General features: G+C 44.5%; 15 protein-coding genes, 2 tRNA genes and 1 pseudogene. 10 read left to right on the forward strand and 8 right to left on the reverse strand.

The annotated features are described in order from the left end of the window. On the reverse strand, nt 1-2,566 hold a 2,566-nt coding region (locus JHD69_RS16315; RefSeq protein ID WP_199141416.1), incomplete at its 3' end, for a TonB-dependent receptor. A 398-nt stretch (nt 2,567-2,964) separates the two neighbouring features. Here JHD69_RS16315 and lpdA point away from each other — a divergent pair. The 3 genes from lpdA (at nt 2,965) to JHD69_RS16330 (ending at nt 5,869) form a co-directional block, all read left to right on the forward strand. After that, the gene (lpdA, locus tag JHD69_RS16320; RefSeq protein WP_199141417.1) at nt 2,965-4,353 is read left to right on the forward strand and encodes a dihydrolipoyl dehydrogenase; all 1,389 of its coding nucleotides are present in this window, start codon (nt 2,965-2,967) and stop codon (nt 4,351-4,353) included. A 118-nt stretch (nt 4,354-4,471) separates the two neighbouring features. Then, on the forward strand, nt 4,472-5,311 hold the full coding sequence (locus JHD69_RS16325; protein WP_199141418.1) for an MBL fold metallo-hydrolase: 840 nt from the start codon (nt 4,472-4,474) through the stop codon (nt 5,309-5,311). After that, a complete protein-coding gene (locus JHD69_RS16330) occupies nt 5,312-5,869 on the forward strand; it encodes a GNAT family N-acetyltransferase (protein ID WP_199141419.1) in 558 nt (185 codons plus the stop codon). It begins immediately after the preceding gene. On the opposite strand, the gene JHD69_RS16335 is transcribed toward JHD69_RS16330, so the two are convergent. The 3 genes from JHD69_RS16335 to JHD69_RS16345 form a co-directional block, all read right to left on the reverse strand. Beyond that, entirely contained in the window at nt 5,870-6,076 is a 207-nt protein-coding gene (locus JHD69_RS16335) for a helix-turn-helix domain-containing protein (protein ID WP_199141420.1), read from the reverse strand. Between the two features lies 1 nt (nt 6,077). Next, entirely contained in the window at nt 6,078-6,881 is an 804-nt protein-coding gene (locus JHD69_RS16340; protein WP_199141421.1) for a DUF2975 domain-containing protein, read from the reverse strand. Between the two features lie 127 nt (nt 6,882-7,008). Continuing rightward, complete coding sequence (locus JHD69_RS16345; RefSeq protein WP_199141422.1) at nt 7,009-7,521, reverse strand: hypothetical protein; 513 nt, start codon at nt 7,519-7,521, stop codon at nt 7,009-7,011. Nucleotides 7,522-7,949: 428 nt separating this feature from the next. On the opposite strand from JHD69_RS16345, the gene JHD69_RS16350 reads away from it, so the two are divergent. From JHD69_RS16350 to JHD69_RS16365, 4 genes are all read left to right on the forward strand, one after another. Beyond that, the gene (locus JHD69_RS16350) at nt 7,950-8,810 is read left to right on the forward strand and encodes a sigma-70 family RNA polymerase sigma factor (RefSeq protein WP_055130013.1); all 861 of its coding nucleotides are present in this window, start codon (nt 7,950-7,952) and stop codon (nt 8,808-8,810) included. Nucleotides 8,811-8,931: 121 nt separating this feature from the next. Continuing rightward, nucleotides 8,932-10,380, forward strand: coding sequence for a glyceraldehyde-3-phosphate dehydrogenase (locus JHD69_RS16355; RefSeq protein ID WP_199141423.1), 1,449 nt, complete (start codon nt 8,932-8,934; stop codon nt 10,378-10,380). Nucleotides 10,381-10,511: 131 nt separating this feature from the next. Next, the gene (locus JHD69_RS16360; protein ID WP_199141424.1) at nt 10,512-11,297 is read left to right on the forward strand and encodes a PhzF family phenazine biosynthesis protein; all 786 of its coding nucleotides are present in this window, start codon (nt 10,512-10,514) and stop codon (nt 11,295-11,297) included. A gap of 195 nt (nt 11,298-11,492) precedes the next feature. Next, nucleotides 11,493-11,978 (forward strand): hypothetical protein, encoded by a 486-nt coding sequence (locus tag JHD69_RS16365; RefSeq protein WP_199141425.1) that lies wholly within the window; start codon nt 11,493-11,495, stop codon nt 11,976-11,978. Here the strand turns inward: JHD69_RS16365 and JHD69_RS16370 are convergent. Together JHD69_RS16370 and JHD69_RS16375 are read right to left on the reverse strand one after the other, a co-directional pair. After that, nucleotides 11,975-12,565, reverse strand: coding sequence for a DUF502 domain-containing protein (locus JHD69_RS16370; protein ID WP_199141426.1), 591 nt, complete (start codon nt 12,563-12,565; stop codon nt 11,975-11,977). The two genes, JHD69_RS16365 and JHD69_RS16370, sit on opposite strands and share 4 nt — an antisense overlap. Before the next feature lie 9 nt (nt 12,566-12,574). Continuing rightward, a complete protein-coding gene (locus tag JHD69_RS16375; RefSeq protein ID WP_199141427.1) occupies nt 12,575-15,040 on the reverse strand; it encodes a bifunctional UDP-N-acetylmuramoyl-tripeptide:D-alanyl-D-alanine ligase/alanine racemase in 2,466 nt (821 codons plus the stop codon). Nucleotides 15,041-15,096: 56 nt separating this feature from the next. On the opposite strand from JHD69_RS16375, the gene JHD69_RS16380 reads away from it, so the two are divergent. The 3 genes from JHD69_RS16380 to JHD69_RS16390 all read left to right on the forward strand — a co-directional run bounded on the left by JHD69_RS16380 (nt 15,097) and on the right by JHD69_RS16390 (nt 15,924). Next, nucleotides 15,097-15,588 carry a regulatory protein RecX gene (locus JHD69_RS16380; protein WP_199141428.1) on the forward strand — a complete coding sequence of 164 codons (492 nt, stop codon included), beginning with the start codon at nt 15,097-15,099 and terminating at the stop codon, nt 15,586-15,588. A gap of 124 nt (nt 15,589-15,712) precedes the next feature. Then, nucleotides 15,713-15,785, forward strand: a tRNA-Gly gene (locus tag JHD69_RS16385). A gap of 54 nt (nt 15,786-15,839) precedes the next feature. Continuing rightward, a tRNA-Leu gene (locus JHD69_RS16390) sits at nt 15,840-15,924 on the forward strand. 489 nt (nt 15,925-16,413) lie between these two features. Here the strand turns inward: JHD69_RS16390 and JHD69_RS16395 are convergent. Together JHD69_RS16395 and JHD69_RS16400 are read right to left on the reverse strand one after the other, a co-directional pair. Continuing rightward, nucleotides 16,414-16,677 (reverse strand): YHS domain-containing protein, encoded by a 264-nt coding sequence (locus tag JHD69_RS16395; RefSeq protein WP_199141429.1) that lies wholly within the window; start codon nt 16,675-16,677, stop codon nt 16,414-16,416. A 2-nt stretch (nt 16,678-16,679) separates the two neighbouring features. Further along, nucleotides 16,680-16,922 (reverse strand): annotated as a pseudogene (locus JHD69_RS16400) (hypothetical protein); the annotation flags it as partial.

The raw sequence follows: 16,922 nt of genomic DNA on the forward strand, positions 1-16,922 counted from the left end.
CCCCCCCCCCCCCCCCCCCCCCCCCCCCCCCCCCCCCCCCCCCCCCCCCCCTTTTAGATGTGTATAAGAGACAGCCTTTGGCATTGCCCATTTTAATAACGTTAACTGCTTGCGTACCAGTGGCAGATGGAACACCTGCAGAAGTAGTATTTACCGCTTGTCTTGCGTTTACGCTATTTGGATAGAAAGGCCTATTATCAGGGTAACCAGCAATGTTCAATGGAGCTGGGTCTTTCAAGTTTACGTTCATGGCTACAGCCGAGTAAAGATCTTTACCATAGATACCTTCTAAAGTACCTACGATGCCCCATGGCAACTTGGCATCAACAGCTAAACTTGATTTCCAGGTTTGCGGGAAACGCAAATTTTTAGACATCGCACTGATGGTACTTGGAATAGTAGTACCTGCGGCTCCTTTTGGAGAAGTCAGGTTAGGTGCAATGCTAGGGTTAAAGAATGGCGTTGCATTACCTGAATAAGTTTGAGTGTATTGCAACAAACCAGCATCACCTGACTGTGAAACGATCCATACAAAAGGAACACGGCCAGTAAAGATACCGGTACCACCCCTTACTTGTAACGAACGATCGCCGTTTACATCCCAGTTAAAACCGAAACGTGGAGAGTAGGTAATTTTGTTATCAGGCAATTCGCCAGTGTTCACGGTTGCACCATTGGCAAAAGTTTGAGCCGCGACCAAAGGATGCGTTCTGATCGCATCTGTACTTGGATACCTGGCTTGTTCTACCCTTAAACCGGCGGTCAATTTCAAACGATCGGTAACGGTAAACTCATCTTGCAAATAAGCAGAATATTGGGCGAATTTAAAGCTTGGGAAAGCTTGAGAACCATCCGCAGTTAAAGGATAAGTAACTGAATATTGCAATGGTCTTGCGCCATTCACAAAATCATCCCATGATTTGAAGGTATAGAAACCGGTTCCAAAACGTTGGAAACCGTTTTTAGTTGTACTGAATTCGGCTTGTAAACCCAAAGTCAAGTTGTGTTTGCCTAGGGCTGCGCTCAACTCGTCGCTATAAGTATAGGTTTTAACATCTCTTAAGTTACCATAGGTAAACGGCTCATAACCAAAAGTAGTAAGCACGTTACCAGCTGATGTACCAGTTTGGGTATTATCCAAGATATCAACCAATGGGAATGGAGCACTGTCTGAATTCCTAGGGTCATTTTGGTGCGAATAAGCCGCACGCAAAGTGTTGGTGAATTTGCTGCCTAACTGAGAGTTTAACTCAGCAGTACCTGAATAAAGGTTGGCCGCTTGGTAATAGTTAGAGTTAGCAAATGGCAAACCAGCGTTTTGGTTGTTACCAGACCTTACGTTTCCATAAGACAAGCTTCCTGTAACAGCAGATCCAGAAACCGAAGTACTTGCAGGACTTGGGCTTTGGCTTTCTACCTGGTTGTAGCGCACACTGAAGTGATGGCCTTTAGCAATGTTCCAGTCTAAACGGGCGAAGAACTTTTTATTGTCGCTCACGTTCTCGTAGTTTTGATAAGAACCTGTTTTATAACCATATTTTGAATCCAAGAAAGAACTTACTGAATTCATAAAATCAGCAGTAGTTTTGGTTACGGTAGATAGCGATCCATAAGGAAGAGCTGGGGTAGCGGCAATCCTGGTTGAACCTGGCGCTTTTGTCTTTTTGATCTCGCCATTTACAAAGAAAAACAATTTGTCTTTGATAAGCGGACCGCCAAAGCTGGCACCATAGTTTTTCTCATCTAGATTCTGCAGACTGGCAATGTGGTAATCGCCAATATTACGACCTTGCTGATCATCGCCACGCATGGTGTAGAAGATATTACCTGAAAACTTATTTGTACCTGAACGTGTAACAGCGTTTACAGAAGCACCGGTAAAACCTGTCTGACGAACATCATAAGGTGTTACATTGATTGAGATCTGCTCCAAAGCGTCAATCGAAATTGGAGAACCACCAGCAGGAATATTAGCACCAATACCAAATTGGTTGTTGTAGTTGGCACCGTCAACCGTAAAGTTGTTCGAGCGGTAGTTACCACCACCAATAGCTGTACCATTAGCCTGAGGCGTTAAACGCGTAATATCGTTGACACTACGGGTAATAGTTGGCAAAGATTGGATTTGTTGCCTGCTTACAACGGTATTTGCACCGCTTTTGTTCGAATTTAAGATCGGGTTGCTGCCTGTACCTATAATGTTAACGGTAGACAAAGTAGAGCTGTTGTCTGAAAGCGTTACATTAAGCACGAAAGGCTCGCCTAATTTTAAATAAACATCTTCAAATTTTTGTGGTTTATAGCCCACAAAGCTTACTTCAACGGTGTAAGGGCCACCTACGCGCATCGCACCAATGGTATAGCGACCATCGGCGTTGGTAATTACGCCATAAACCGTACCGGTAGGCGTGTGTGTAGCTTTAACGCTAGCACCAGGCAAAGTCTCTTTCGAATCTTTGATGGTACCGGTCATTGAAGTTGTGGTAACCTGCGCATTGGCAACAACGCTCAAGCCCACAAAAGCAAAGACAATTACTACAAATTTTAATAGTAAAGATTTCTTCATACTCTTTTATTTTTTTTCGTTTTGTTAATGATATGTTAAATATCGCCACAAATGTAAATATTAATTTTCGACAGGTTTACATTTCCAATGTTAAATTATTATTAATTATCCCAAAACTTATCAACACTTAACATCAGATCACCATCCTTTAACTTGCAGTTTTTCAGCATTTTGACAGCCAGCAACTTTTGTATTTCTTTTTAACGCTTTACACCAAGCTTATTTAAATTGTCAAAAGCTTGTAGCAACAGGGGAGCTAATCTTATTTTAACCAACATTTTTTTTAATTTTGACACATTATTTTAAGTTAATTCCTTTTTTAAAAAGATACGAACCCGGCATAATTAGAATAATTATCAAAGGCTCCATCTGACAATTAAAAACAAAAACGCAAACAGATGAACTACGATGTAATTGTTATAGGCAGCGGTCCAGGCGGATATGTAACTGCAATAAGAGCGTCGCAATTGGGCATGAAAACCGCAATTGTAGAACGCGAATCATTAGGTGGTATTTGCCTTAACTGGGGCTGCATCCCAACCAAAGCCCTGATTAAAAGCGCACAAGTTTTCGAATATATCAACCATGCGGCAGAGTACGGTATTGAAGCGGCCGAGCCCAAAGCCGATTTCGCTGCCATTGTTAAACGCAGTCGCGGCGTAGCCGATGGCATGAGCAAAGGCATCCAGTTCTTGATGAAAAAGAACAAAATCGACGTGATTATGGGTACCGGAAAAGTTAAACCTGGACAAAAAGTTGAGGTTAAAGGCAACGACGGAACCCAACAGGAATTAACCGGAAAGCACATCATCATTGCTACTGGCGGCCGCTCTAGAGAATTGCCAAACCTGAAGCAAGATGGCAAGAAAGTAATCGGCTACCGCCAGGCCATGGTATTGCCAGAACAACCCAAATCGATGGTGGTGGTAGGCTCTGGAGCCATTGGCGTTGAATTTGCCTACTTCTATGCCACATTGGGCACCAAGGTAACCATTGTAGAATTCATGGAAAACATTGTTCCGGTTGAGGATGAGGAAGTATCGAAACAATTGTTGCGCAGCCTCAAAAAATCGGGCATCGAGATCATGACCTCTTCAAGCGTCGAATCTGTTGACACCAGTGGCACAGGCTGCAAAGTACAGGTTAAAACAGCGACCGGCATGCAAACTTTGGAGTGTGACATCGTGCTCTCTGCTGCAGGCGTAGTAGCCAATATCGAGAATATCGGACTGGAAGAAACCGGCATCAAAACCGATAAAGGCAAAGTGGTGGTTGACGAATTTTACAATACCACCGTCAAAGGATATTACGCCATCGGCGATATCGTTGGTGGACAGGCCTTGGCTCACGTGGCATCAGCCGAAGGCATTACCTGTGTAGAAAAAATTGCCGGATTGCATGTAGACCCTATCGATTACAACAACATTCCGGGCTGTACCTACTGCTCGCCAGAAATTGCTTCGGTAGGCTATACCGAGAAAGCAGCAAAAGCAGCAGGTTACGAATTGAAAATTGGCAAGTTTCCATTCTCGGTATCGGGCAAGGCAAGTGCTGCTGGCGCTAAAGATGGTTTCGTAAAACTGATTTTCGATGCCAAATACGGCGAATTGCTAGGCGCACACATGATTGGCGCCAACGTAACCGAAATGATTGCCGAAATTGTAGTAGCCCGCAAGCTCGAAACTACCGGCCACGAAATGATCAAAGCCATACACCCGCACCCTACCATGAGCGAAGCGATTATGGAAGCCGCTGCGGCAGCTTACGGAGAAGTGATCCACCTGTAAGCAAAAAGCTTAAAGATAACTGGAAAGCCTGTTGATGAAGTTCAACAGGTTTTCTTATTTTTACCACTAGGCAAACCCTTGAAGGTTTTTCGCCAATTATTTGTTTTAACCCTGCAACATGAAACTCTATACCATTAATACCGGCTTTTTTAAACTCGATGGAGGCGCCATGTTTGGCGTGGTTCCGAAAACGATCTGGCAAAAAAGCAATCCGGCCGACGCCAACAACATGTGCGATTGGGCCATGCGCTGCTTATTGATAGAAGACGGAAGCCGCTTGATTTTGGTTGACAACGGCATAGGCAACAAACAGGATGAAAAATTTTTCGGCCATTATTACCTGCATGGCAGCGACACCTTGGATAAATCACTGGCGCAACACGGATTTCACCGAAACGATATTACCGATGTATTCTTAACGCACCTCCATTTCGACCACTGTGGAGGCTCTATTGAAAGAATTGGCGACAAACTGGTTCCAACTTTCAAAAATGCTGTGTATTGGTCTAACCAACAGCATTGGGACTGGGCTGTGCATCCAAATGCGCGCGAAAAGGCTTCTTTCCTTAAAGAAAATATCCTCCCTATCCAAGAAAGCGGGCAATTGAGGTTTATTCCCACCCAAGATGGCGTATTTTTTCACGATGACATCAAAATCCGCTTTGCCTACGGCCATACCGACGCCATGATGCTCCCACAGCTCAGTTATAAAGACCGTACCATTGTTTACATGGCCGATCTTTTACCCTCGGTTGGACATTTGCCCCTGCCCTACGTTATGGCCTACGACATGTTTCCGCTACAAACCCTGAAAGAAAAAGCTGCATTTTTGGAGGAAGCCGCCAGCAACGAATACATCTTATATTTGGAACACGACCCCATTAACGAATGTTGCACTGTACAGCAAACCGAAAAAGGCATCAGGCTAAAAGACACTTTTAAGTTAACTGAAATCTAGATGATTAGGCAAGCCACCTTGGCCGATGCAAAAGCTATTGCTAAATTGACTGTTGCGGCCATGCCCGACTTGGCCATGCAGTTCTGCGCATCCAATCGTATTGACGACGCCATTCGGTTGCTCGAACGCTTTATTGCGTCAGAAGGTAACCAATACAGCTACGGTAATGCTTTGGTCTATACGGCCGACGGCAAAGTGGCAGGCTCTATTTCGGGTTATGATGGTGCGCAGATTCAGCAATTGCGCCAGCCCTTTTTCACTTATCTTCAAGAAAACTATCATCCACATGGCTTTGAAATGGAATACGAAAGCGAGCCTGGCGAGTACTATTTAGATACCATTAGTGTAAGCCCGCTGCACCAGGGCATGGGCATTGGCAAAAGCCTGATCAAAGCCGCACTGCAGCACGCGAAGGCCTTGGGCCATCAAAAAGCAGGGCTATTGGTAGATGAAGAAAACCCAGATGCCAAAAGACTGTACGAAAACCTGGGATTTACAATAGCTGGCCATAAGCTATTGCTAGGCAAAATGCACCACCACCTAAGCTACCAGCTGTAATTACTCGTCCCTAAACTCCAAAATATCACCGGGCTGGCAGGCAAGCGCCCTGCAAATGGCCTCCAACGTTTCGATGCGTACCGCCTTGGCCTTTCCGGTTTTGAGAATGGAAAGGTTTGACATGGTAATGCCCACCCGCTCACTCAGTTCGGTTAACGACATTTTGCGCTTGGCCAGCATTACATCCAAATTTACGATGATCGACATGTCAGATGGTGAGTTGATTTTCTTGTTTGGCAAAGATGGCAATTCTCAGCACTTCAGCCAACAAAATAATCAATATGCCCAAACCGATATTGGTAAAGCTAAATCCATTAAAAAAATCAAGGTCGACGTCGAAATGGCGATAGGTCTTATCGTGAATCAGCGAAGCGCTATGCAAACTGGGATGCTGCAAAATAGATCCATTGATTATGCTGACCACAAAGTTGAAAACTTCGCTACCAATCAACAACCAGCCCAGGGATGCCACCAGCTTAAAGCTGCGTTGTTCAAAGATTTCATTGTCCATATAGCGGTTCGTTAGCTTGATCAGCACCAAGAAGAACAAAGCCGTAACGATGTAATGTACCTGCGAGCTTATTGCCCAAAAGAGGTTGTGTTTCCAGTTGTTCGATTTAACCACCACGCTTACAGAACTGGGCACATACAAACTATTGGAAATTTCGATGCCCTTGGTATCATAAACCTCAAACCTGTTGATGATTTTTTCGGAAACAGTGTCTTTGGCACTTAATTCGTGTTTGAAAGGCAACAGATCGTCTTTATATACGCTTTGCTCGCCATGATTATAATAAATAACCGTATCCGGAATACTCATGCTAAGACCAGCCGGCAACGTATAGCCTTCCCGAGAATCTCCAAACGACCAGCCATCTCCTTTGATATAGGGCTTTAGCCCAAACACCCTGACTAAAATACTTAACACAATGGCCAATACGGCAAATAGAAATCCAAATTGGAGAAAAAGCCTGATGAAACGGGCCAGCAAAAAATATTTAACGTTTTTCATAAAGTGTAAATGAGATAGTTTGATTAGATGGTTAAAAGTTGTTCTTCCTTAATTTTATAGCGAGATCAAGACACCCGGTTATTGCCCGTTGCGCCGATTAACATAGACTGATCTTTAATTTCCGCGATTAGATGGTAAATTCTTGTTCCTTTTTCAATTGCAGCGAATAGCCCAGCACAAGCAAAAACACCCATACCATCACAATGGCAATGATCAAATCGGCATGAGGCTGCAGTTTCAGGCCAGCATGCTCAAAATATCCCAGTTTTGTAGCCAAAACGGCATCATCGGCTTTCGGCAATACATAACGGACTATGATTTCCTTAAAAACGAGCTTTACAAGCAATAAGGCAATTAGGCTGGTCAATATCTTTCGCAACTGCTGCAGGCCTTCTTCCGAAACAAGGTTGATAAAAGCTCCCTTCCGCGTATAAACGAATCTGAAAAGATGATAGGCAACCACACCATAAAGCAAGGTTGTGACCAATTGTTTCAACGCATCGTTAAATACCAGCGACCGCACACTATAATCAGTTAATGCCGGATAGAGCTTTATGATTGATTCCAGTATAAAAATCGTTACGGCGGCTGTCCATACGCCTACCACAATCTGTTGCATCTTTTTGGTTTGTGCATCCATGTTTTTAGCTCTTAGTTTCCAATTTGTTTCTCCAGGTATGCAAATCTGTCAACAATGAAGGACTGACAATGCCCAGATACAGGTTGATCCAAGGTCAGTTAAATTAATCTTGATGTCATCTTTGACAGTACCCCTGTCCAACTTTCGAATATTTTTGAAATACTTAAACAAAATATCCTCTTGCAAATAGAAATAATATTTATTAAAAAACAAAATATTTTTATTGTAAATCAATAAATATTCATTTCATTAGGGAAAATTCGGAAATTTACTGACAATTATAATTTGGAATGATTTTTGTAGTCAAGTATTTGTTAAAAAATAGGTCGTAAAGCCTAACATTTTCAGCATTTTACCCTTTCGTACTGTATATTTTTTTGTATTTTTGCAGCTTCGATACTTATATTTCAGAGGACTAAAACACATAAATGAGACAACTCAAAATAACCCAATCCATTACCAACCGCGAAAGTCAATCATTAGACAAATACTTGCACGAGATTGGAAAAGTAGATTTAATTACCGCAGAAGAAGAAGTAATATTAGCACGTAAAATACGTGAAGGCGACCAGGCCGCTTTAGAGCGCCTGACCAAGACCAATTTACGCTTCGTGGTGTCGGTAGCTAAACAGTATCAAAACCAGGGCCTAACCCTAGGCGATTTAATTAACGAAGGCAACCTGGGCCTGATCAAGGCCGCCAAACGCTTTGACGAGACCAAGGGCTTCAAATTCATTTCTTATGCCGTTTGGTGGATCCGCCAGTCGATTTTGCAGGCTATCGCCGAACAGAGCCGTATTGTACGTTTGCCATTGAACCAGGTAGGTTCATTGAGCAAAATCAGCAAGGCCTTCTCTAAACTGGAGCAGGAATATGAACGTGAGCCGTCGCCTGAAGAATTGGCAGACATTTTAGAAACCACTGTCGACAAGATTTCCGACACGTTGAGTAATTCGGGCCGCCATGTATCGATGGACGCACCGTTTGTGCAGGGCGAAGAAAATACTTTGTTAGACGTATTGGAAAATCATGAGCCGAATACCGACAGCAATTTGATCAACGAATCGCTTTCTGAAGAAATCAAACGCTCATTGTCTACCCTTACCGAGCGCGAGCGTGAAATCATCGTATTGTTCTTCGGCTTGAGCACCAACCATCCGCTTTCGCTGGAAGAAATCGGCGAAAAATTTAACCTGACCCGCGAACGCGTTCGTCAGATCAAAGACAAGGCCCTGCAACGCCTGCGCCATACGTCGAGAAGCAAAATCCTAAAATCTTATTTGGGATAACATCCTGCTCGCGCTGACGAACTTAGCACAAAAAAATAAGCAAGATATAATTAGAAAAAGATTGGGTACTCGCCCGATCTTTTTTACTTTTGTGGCTTTCTAACCAAATCAAATTTCTTGTATGTTAAACAAATATCAATCAGAGTTTCAAAACTGGATTGAAAAGGAGAAAAAAGCGCTCGAGCTCATCAGCGCAGTGGGGCACCTATGGTTTGATCGGTCTATCGAACTTGTTCTTTTCCGTAAACCCCTGTTCGATGTAGGAAGCAGCGAAATCCTGGCTTACCACCAGTATGCCAAAGAAGTAAGCGGAAAAGACATTTCCATTTACGAAACGCTTGAACTGGCCCTTACCATTTCGAAATGCAACATTGCTCCCTCGCGCATAGACGTTGGCCGTTTGGCAGCCGAGTGGCTCGACGAAAACAACAACCATTCTTCTATGCACGATTTCATCATCAGCAAATTGGGCAACCACATCGGCAAAGACAAAATCAACCTAAAACCCAAAGATGTAGTGCTTTACGGCTTTGGCCGCATTGGCCGTATTGCTGCCCGCGAACTGATTGTACAGGCTGGCAAAGGCGAACAATTGCGTTTAAGGGCCATTGTTACCCGCAGCTACAGCGACGAGGAACTGATTAAAAGAGCCGAACTGCTGCGCACCGATTCGATACACGGTCCTTTTAACGGCACCATTATCGAAGATTTTGAAAACAAGGCACTCATTGTAAACGGACAAACCATTTACATCATCGCCGCCAAAAACCCTGAAGATGTTGATTATACGGTCTATGGCATCCAAGATGCCTTGCTGATTGACAATACCGGCGTTTTCCGCGACCGCGACGGCTTGGCAAGACACCTGAACGCCAAAGGCATTGCAAAAGTGTTGCTGACCGCTCCAGCCAAAGGCGATATCCCTAACATCGTAACCGGCATTAACGACGCTGACTTTAACTACGAAACCGAAAATATCTTTTCCAATGCCTCTTGTACCACCAATGCCATAGTGCCGGTGCTTAAGGTTATAGACAGCGCATTTGGTATTGAAAAAGGGCACATCGAAACGGTACACTCGTATACCAACGACCAAAACCTGTTGGACAACTACCATAAAAAATACCGTCGCGGACGTTCTGCAGCCTTGAACCTGGTGATTACCGAAACCGGTGCAGACAAGGCGGTAGCCAAGGTTATTCCGCACTTGGGTGGCAAACTAACCGGCAATGCGGTACGCGTACCTACGCCTAACGTTTCGCTGGCCATCTTAAATCTTTCTTTGGATAAAACCACCTCGAAAGAAGAGGTAGAAAGCGTACTTAAACAAGCTTCTCTTTTTGGCGATTTGTCGGAGCAACTGGAGTATTCGATTTCGAACGAGTTGGTAAGTACCGACCTGATCGGCAACAGCCACGCTTCTATTGTTGATGGCCCAGCTACCATTATTGCCCGCGACAATAAGTCGATCGTACTTTATACCTGGTACGACAACGAATACGGCTATACCCGTCAGGTAATCCGCCTAGCCAAGAAATTGGCTGGTGTAGTGAGGCTCACCTACTATTAGTCGTGTTGTAGATGTGAGATTTGAGAGGTGAGATTTGAGATTCTTATGGCAAAATTTTTCTGTCGTAGGCCTCAAATCTCACCTCTCTTTTGTAAAATCTCTTATCTTTAGCGCTCATCAATTTCTGTTTCATGAAACTCCCTTTATTTCAGGTCGATGCTTTTACCGATCGGCTCTTTGGTGGCAATCCGGCTGCCGTTGTTCCTTTGGCAACATGGTTGCCTGCCCCAGAAATGCAAAAGATAGCCGCCGAAAACAACCTGGCCGAAACCGCTTTCTTTGTACCACAGGGCGATAGCTTTGAACTGCGCTGGTTTACGCCCGAACTGGAAATAGATTTATGTGGCCATGCCACTTTGGCTACGGCGCACATCCTCTTTACCGAATTGGGCCATCGCCAATCGCACATTCATTTCCACACGTTAAAGGCAGGAACCCTAACCGTAACCAGGAATGCGAATTTATATACGCTGGATTTTCCGTCGAGACCCGTAATCAACTGCGAAATCCCCGAAGGTTTGTTGGCCGCAATGGGTGGCAAACCTCCAATCGAGGTGTGGAACTCGAGAGACTACCTGCTGGTTTACGAAAGTGAAGCCGATGTACTGGCCTTAAAACCTGATTTTGTGGCCATGAGCAAAATAGATATGATGGGTGTTATTGCAACCGCCAAAGGCGACCACAGCGATTTCGTGTCGCGCTTTTTCATTCCCGCAGTGGGCGTTAACGAAGATCCGGTTACCGGCTCGGCCCATTGCAACCTCATCCCCTACTGGGCATCGAAACTGGGCAAAACCCAATTGCATGCCTATCAGGTATCGGCCCGGCGGGGCGAGCTGTGGTGCGAACTTAAAGGCAACCGCGTATTGATGTCGGGTAAAGCGGTGACCTATCTTAAAGGAGAGATTTATGTGTAGCTCATTGGCCGATTAGCGGATCTGGTTAGCTGCAAACTATTATCGCTTCGTTATTCAGCCTCACAATGACGAGTTGCCTGGAGACCTAAAACACAGCCTATCACCCATGAATGCCTTTACATTCAGCAAAAAAGCGATTTTCCTGTAACTAATCGCCTTCAAAATTGTCTATGAAGTATATAAATTCCTTAGGTTATGGATGCGATACTCACTTGGACAAAAGGCTTTTTCGAAAGCAACTACCAAATCTTCAGCAATGGACAGATTAAAAACAGCCTGCTTTTCAACACTTGGAAAAACGAGGCGCAAGGCATAGGTGCCAGCCAGAGTTATCATTTCAGAACCTCAGGCTTTTTGCATCCAACTACACAAATCTTCAATCAGCAACAAGAACTGATAGGCACCATCAACTATAATTCATGGCAAACAAAAGCCACGGTCAATATGAGCTCGGGCGAACAGTTCATGTGGAATTTCACCAACGGCTGGTACTCCAAATGGGCAGTCGGCAATTTTCAGGGCAAGCAAATCTTGTTTGATTCGAACAGCAGCAGCGGGGTTATCAGTACCAATACCGACGATGAAGTGCTTTTATTGATTGGGCTTTTCATCAGGGAATTCCACTCTCGTTTGTTTATCTTCTTAATCCTGATTATCCTCATCCCGATTATTCTCCATTAAAACTGGCTCACGCCACCGCTTACCACCAGTTTCATGGCATCGGCAGCACTCATGTTTAAAGGCTTGATTTTTTCTTTGCTTACAATATAAACCTGTCCGGCAAAGGAATACGAAAAAGGAAAATAAACAATGGCTTCGCCCGGCAGGTCGAGCTTGGTTAAATCGTTCTGCGTTAAAAAACCTATTTTTTTAAGGTTGCCCTCTGCTTCTACCAATACCGGATGGTTAAACTTCTTTTCGTCGCCCACAAAAGCTTCGGTGAGGTCTTTAATAGAAGAAAAGATAAAATTGATGAGGGGCAGTCGATTAAGCATGCGCTGAAACCAATTGTACATGGGCTCGGTAACGAAATTGGTAACAAAGATGCCGGCCAGCAGGATAATGGCGATAACCATGGCCAAGCCCAGACCCGGAATATTGCGGTTGGCGCCTGTAGCCGGATTAATACCCAGAAAATTGTTGATGTTTAACCAACTGTCGACCGTCGTAACTGCCCAAACTACGATAAAAACACTCAGGGCAATAGGTACAACAACCAACAAACCTTTGATAAGGTAATTCAAGAGAGCTTTTCCGATTTTGTTCATAACGCAAAGTTACTCATAAAAATAAACTCGTTTTACGCGTTGCGAGATATTGGTCAGGATTTCGTAGGGAATGGTACCGATTTGGCTGGCTAATTTAGCAATATCATGCGTTTCGTTAAATACAACAACTTCGTCGCCAGTGTTTACCTCGAGGCCAGTAACATCAAGCATGCACATGTCCATGCAAATAGAGCCAATGGTGGGCACCAATTTGCCATGGACGAGCATTTGCCCTACCCCATTGCCAAAACCGCGCGTATAGCCGTCGGCATAACCGATTTTAACCGTTGCAATCTTTCCTCCGTTGGGCATCACCCCTCTTCTGCTGTAGCCTACCGTTTCGCCCGGCTTAAGCACTTTGACTTGGGTAACTGTAGTTTTGAGCACGGCTACGGTTTGCAGGCCACGGTTGTCTTTTAAAGCGCCATCAAATCCGTACAAGCCAATGCCCACACGTACCATGTCGAAATGAGCCGTTGGCCAGCGGGTTATTCCAGAAGTGTTCAAGGCATGCCTGATCGGCCTATAGCCTATCCCTTTGGCCAGTTCTTCATAAAGCGAAGCGTAAGTGGCCAGTTGCTGTTCGGTAAATCCATCGTGCTGGGCATCGTCGGTAGCTACCAAATGGGTAAAGGCCGAAACGACCTTCAGCTGTGCACTATCTTTCAGCAAGGCAACCAATTCGGTCATTTCGTGGGCTTCAAAACCTAAGCGATGCATGCCAGTATCGAGCTTGATATGGATTGGAAAATCGGCAGTAGAAGCCGGCAAAAAATACATCAAGCTCTTTAATATAGCCGTACTGTAAATTTCGGGTTCCAATTGATGGCTGAGCATGGCCTCAAATGCCGACGGCTCTGGACTCATCACCATAATGGGCAAGGTAATGCCCGCTTTGCGCAAGGCTATGCCTTCGTCGGCATAAGCTACGGCCAGATAATCTACTTTATGGTATTGCAACAGGTTGGCAATTTCAAAACTGCCACTGCCATAAGAAAAAGCCTTTACCATGGCCATGGTTTTTACACCAGGCTTGAGCTTGGAACGGTAAAACTGCAGGTTGCCCAACATGGCATTGAGATTGATTTCGAGAACGGTATCATGGATTTTTTGTGTCAGTAGTTTACTGATGCGTTCGAAGCCAAACTTTCTGGCGCCCTTTACCAAAATAGTTTCATTGGCAAAATGGATAGCCGACAACTGCGCCATAAAATCTTGCGTACTTTCGTAAAACGAGGCTTCCATCTTAAACAAATCGGCAAATGCCGAAATATTAGGCCCAATACCGATCAAGCGGTTCAGGTTTTTCTGCACCAGCAAGGCCGCTATCTCGGTATAAAGCACTTCGTTGGTTTTGCCACTTTCGTAAATATCCGATAAGATGAGTGTTTTCTTGGGATGCTGGTTCTGTTGGTTCAAAAAATCGAGCGCTATGGCCAGCGACGAAATATCGGCACTGTACGAATCGTCGATGACCGAACAATTTTCAATACCATTGATCAGGGCCAGGCGCATGCTTACCGAAGTCAGTTTTTCTAGGCGCTGGTCGGCTTCTTGCGGCGTATAACCCAAAGCCAGCAAAGCAGCCCAACAAATAATGCCATTTTCGACGGAAGCTTTATCGCTAAATGGAATGAGGCATTCTATTTCCTTATGCTGGTAAATTGCCCGGATATAGTTTCTGCCTTCTATGGGTTCAATAAAGGAAATCTGCAAATCGACAGGTTGAGAGGCGGAAGTACCCCATGAAAATTTGGTTTTGCCGGGCAGGTCGGCTTCTTTGATGCCCATGGTATAGGTTGGCGAATACACCAAAAGCTCTACATCCTTAAAAAGCTTCAGCTTTTCGTTAAGTTTTTCCTTGCTGCTCTCAAAACCTTCGGCATGGGCCTCACCGATGTTGGTGAGTATACCTATCGTTGGCGCAATGATATCGGCCAAAACTTCCATTTCTCCTTTCCTAGATATTCCGGCTTCGAAGATGCCCAAATCGTGCGTTGCACTGAGCTGCCAAACCGAAAGTGGCACGCCTATTTGCGAATTAAAGCTTTTGGGGCTGCGTACAATATTAAAATCTGGCGCCAGCAACTGATACAGCCATTCTTTGACGATGGTTTTGCCATTGCTGCCGGTTATACCTATCACTTTGAGCTGGTTGGCTTTTCGGTGGGCAATGGCCAATTGCTGCAAGGCCTTCAGCACATTGTCTACCTGCAAAAAATTGGCATCGGGATAGGCCGAAGCATCCACTGCATCTGACACCACAAAATTGCGCAAGCCATTTTGATAGGCGTCGGCGATAAATTCGTGGCCATTGCGCTGAGCCTTGAGGGCAAAGAATAGCGAAGCTTCCGGATCGATAGGCGTACGGCTATCAGTCAGCAACTGTGCAATAAGGGTTGTTGGCGTAGAGAGCTGGGCCTGAGCACCTAAAATTTGGGCAATATGGGCTATAGTATAGTGTTCTTGACTCATTGTAGCAGAAAAATACAGGATTGCTGTTATTTTTTTACGAATTTCAGCATTTAATTATGAAAAGTCCTCAAGAAAAGCCATTGATTTTAGATAAAAAAACGGCATTGGTCAAAGCCGAAAGTTGGTGTGCTTATCAGGAGCGGTCGCAACAGGAAGTACGCAACAAACTTTACGATTGGCAACTGAAGCCGAATGAAGTGGAAGAAATTATAGGCGAACTGATTGTCAACAACTTTTTGAACGAAGAAAGGTTCGCCTTGGCCTATGCTTCGGGCAAGGCCAATATCAAAAAATGGGGAAGGCTTAAAATCAAACAGGGGCTCAAACTGAAAAAGGTTCCGGATAAGCTGATCCAAAAAGCGCTGAACAGTTTGGATGGCGACAAATATTTTGAAGATTTATGCCAAGCCGTGCTCAAAAAAGAAAAAACACTGACCGAAAAAGATCCCTTCAAAAAAAAATATAAGCTGTTAAACTACCTTATGGGCAAGGGCTATGAAAAAGATTTAATTTTTCTTGTACTGAAAGCCAATAACTTAAGCGAATAAGCTAATTTTTTATAAAAAAAATGTTGACGGGAATATAAATCTGTTTATATTTGCAAACCCAAACGGAGAAACGCACTACAAAAAAGGCCAACTTCGGGGAAACATCGGAGGATGTTTACACCATGCGAAAGTAGCTCAGTTGGTAGAGCACGACCTTGCCAAGGTCGGGGTCGCGAGTTCGAATCTCGTCTTTCGCTCTAAATGCCTTCCTAACCGGGAGGCATTTAACATTAAATAGCTTTACCAAGCTTGCTCAGATGGTGGAACTGGTAGACACGCAGGACTTAAAATCCTGTGCCCTCAACAGGCGTGCGGGTTCGATTCCCGCTCTGAGTACTTAAGACATAACATACTGATAATCAGTCAGTTGCAAACGAAAATCGACTCCCCTCCAGAAGTCGAACCTAAAATTAAAAACCTGTAAGACAGACACTTACAGGTTTTTAATTTTTAAGATTATACCTAAACAGACGTGACTTTCGTGAGTCATTTTTGAACTAATAATGTGTTTTTAAAGTTGTTCTTTTCCGACGAAAGCAGCCTTTTTCTTGCAAATTTTCTTGAAAAGAGCCCGAGAAATTCCATATCCTACTTTCAACATTTGCCTTGTCATCTACCTCATCAATCTGATTTATAGCTTTCAGTTATTAATTGGCAAAACCACGAGCTATTGATCCCTATTCGCCAAAAACAACCTAACAACTATTTGATTGGTACTCAGCATATTCTATGTCGTTCTGAAATTAGCGAAAAGGGGTCAATTTTATTGGTTTGTCCATCTATTAGCTTACACTAGCTAAAGAACTTCAAAACAGCCTGTGTCCACTAAGACTTTTTAATGTATTTACCAGGTTTTTCCGCAAATTTCTTTTTACATCCTTCCGAGCAAAATCCGTAAGTTACCTTCTCATAAACGATGGTCTTGGCAGTTCCGGCAGGCACTTTCATGCCACAAACCGGATCTTTTCCTTCTTTCTTGAGTGTGTCGGTTTGCTGGGCCATGCGAGCACTTTCGATGTTTCTTGCCGAAAGACCGCTATAAAAAGCGGTTCCTCCCAAAACTCCCAGTACTATTAATCCTATCTTCATAATTATTTTTCCTTTAAAAGTATGTCAATATCCTCCAGAAGTTTCTTCACTTCTTCATCCTTGGTACCATCATAGGCATTTCTTACCCTCCTGTGGCGCTGTCTCTTATACACATCTAAAAGGGGGGGGGGGGGGGGGGGGGGGGGGGGGGGGGGGGGGGGGGGGGGGGGGGGGGGGGGGGGGGGGGGGGGGGGGGGGGGGGGGGGGGGGGGGGGGGGGGGGGGGGGGGGGGGGGGGGGGGGGGG

Source organism: Pedobacter sp. ASV12 (assembly GCF_016429155.1).
Taxonomy (GTDB): Bacteria; Bacteroidota; Bacteroidia; order Sphingobacteriales; family Sphingobacteriaceae; genus Pedobacter.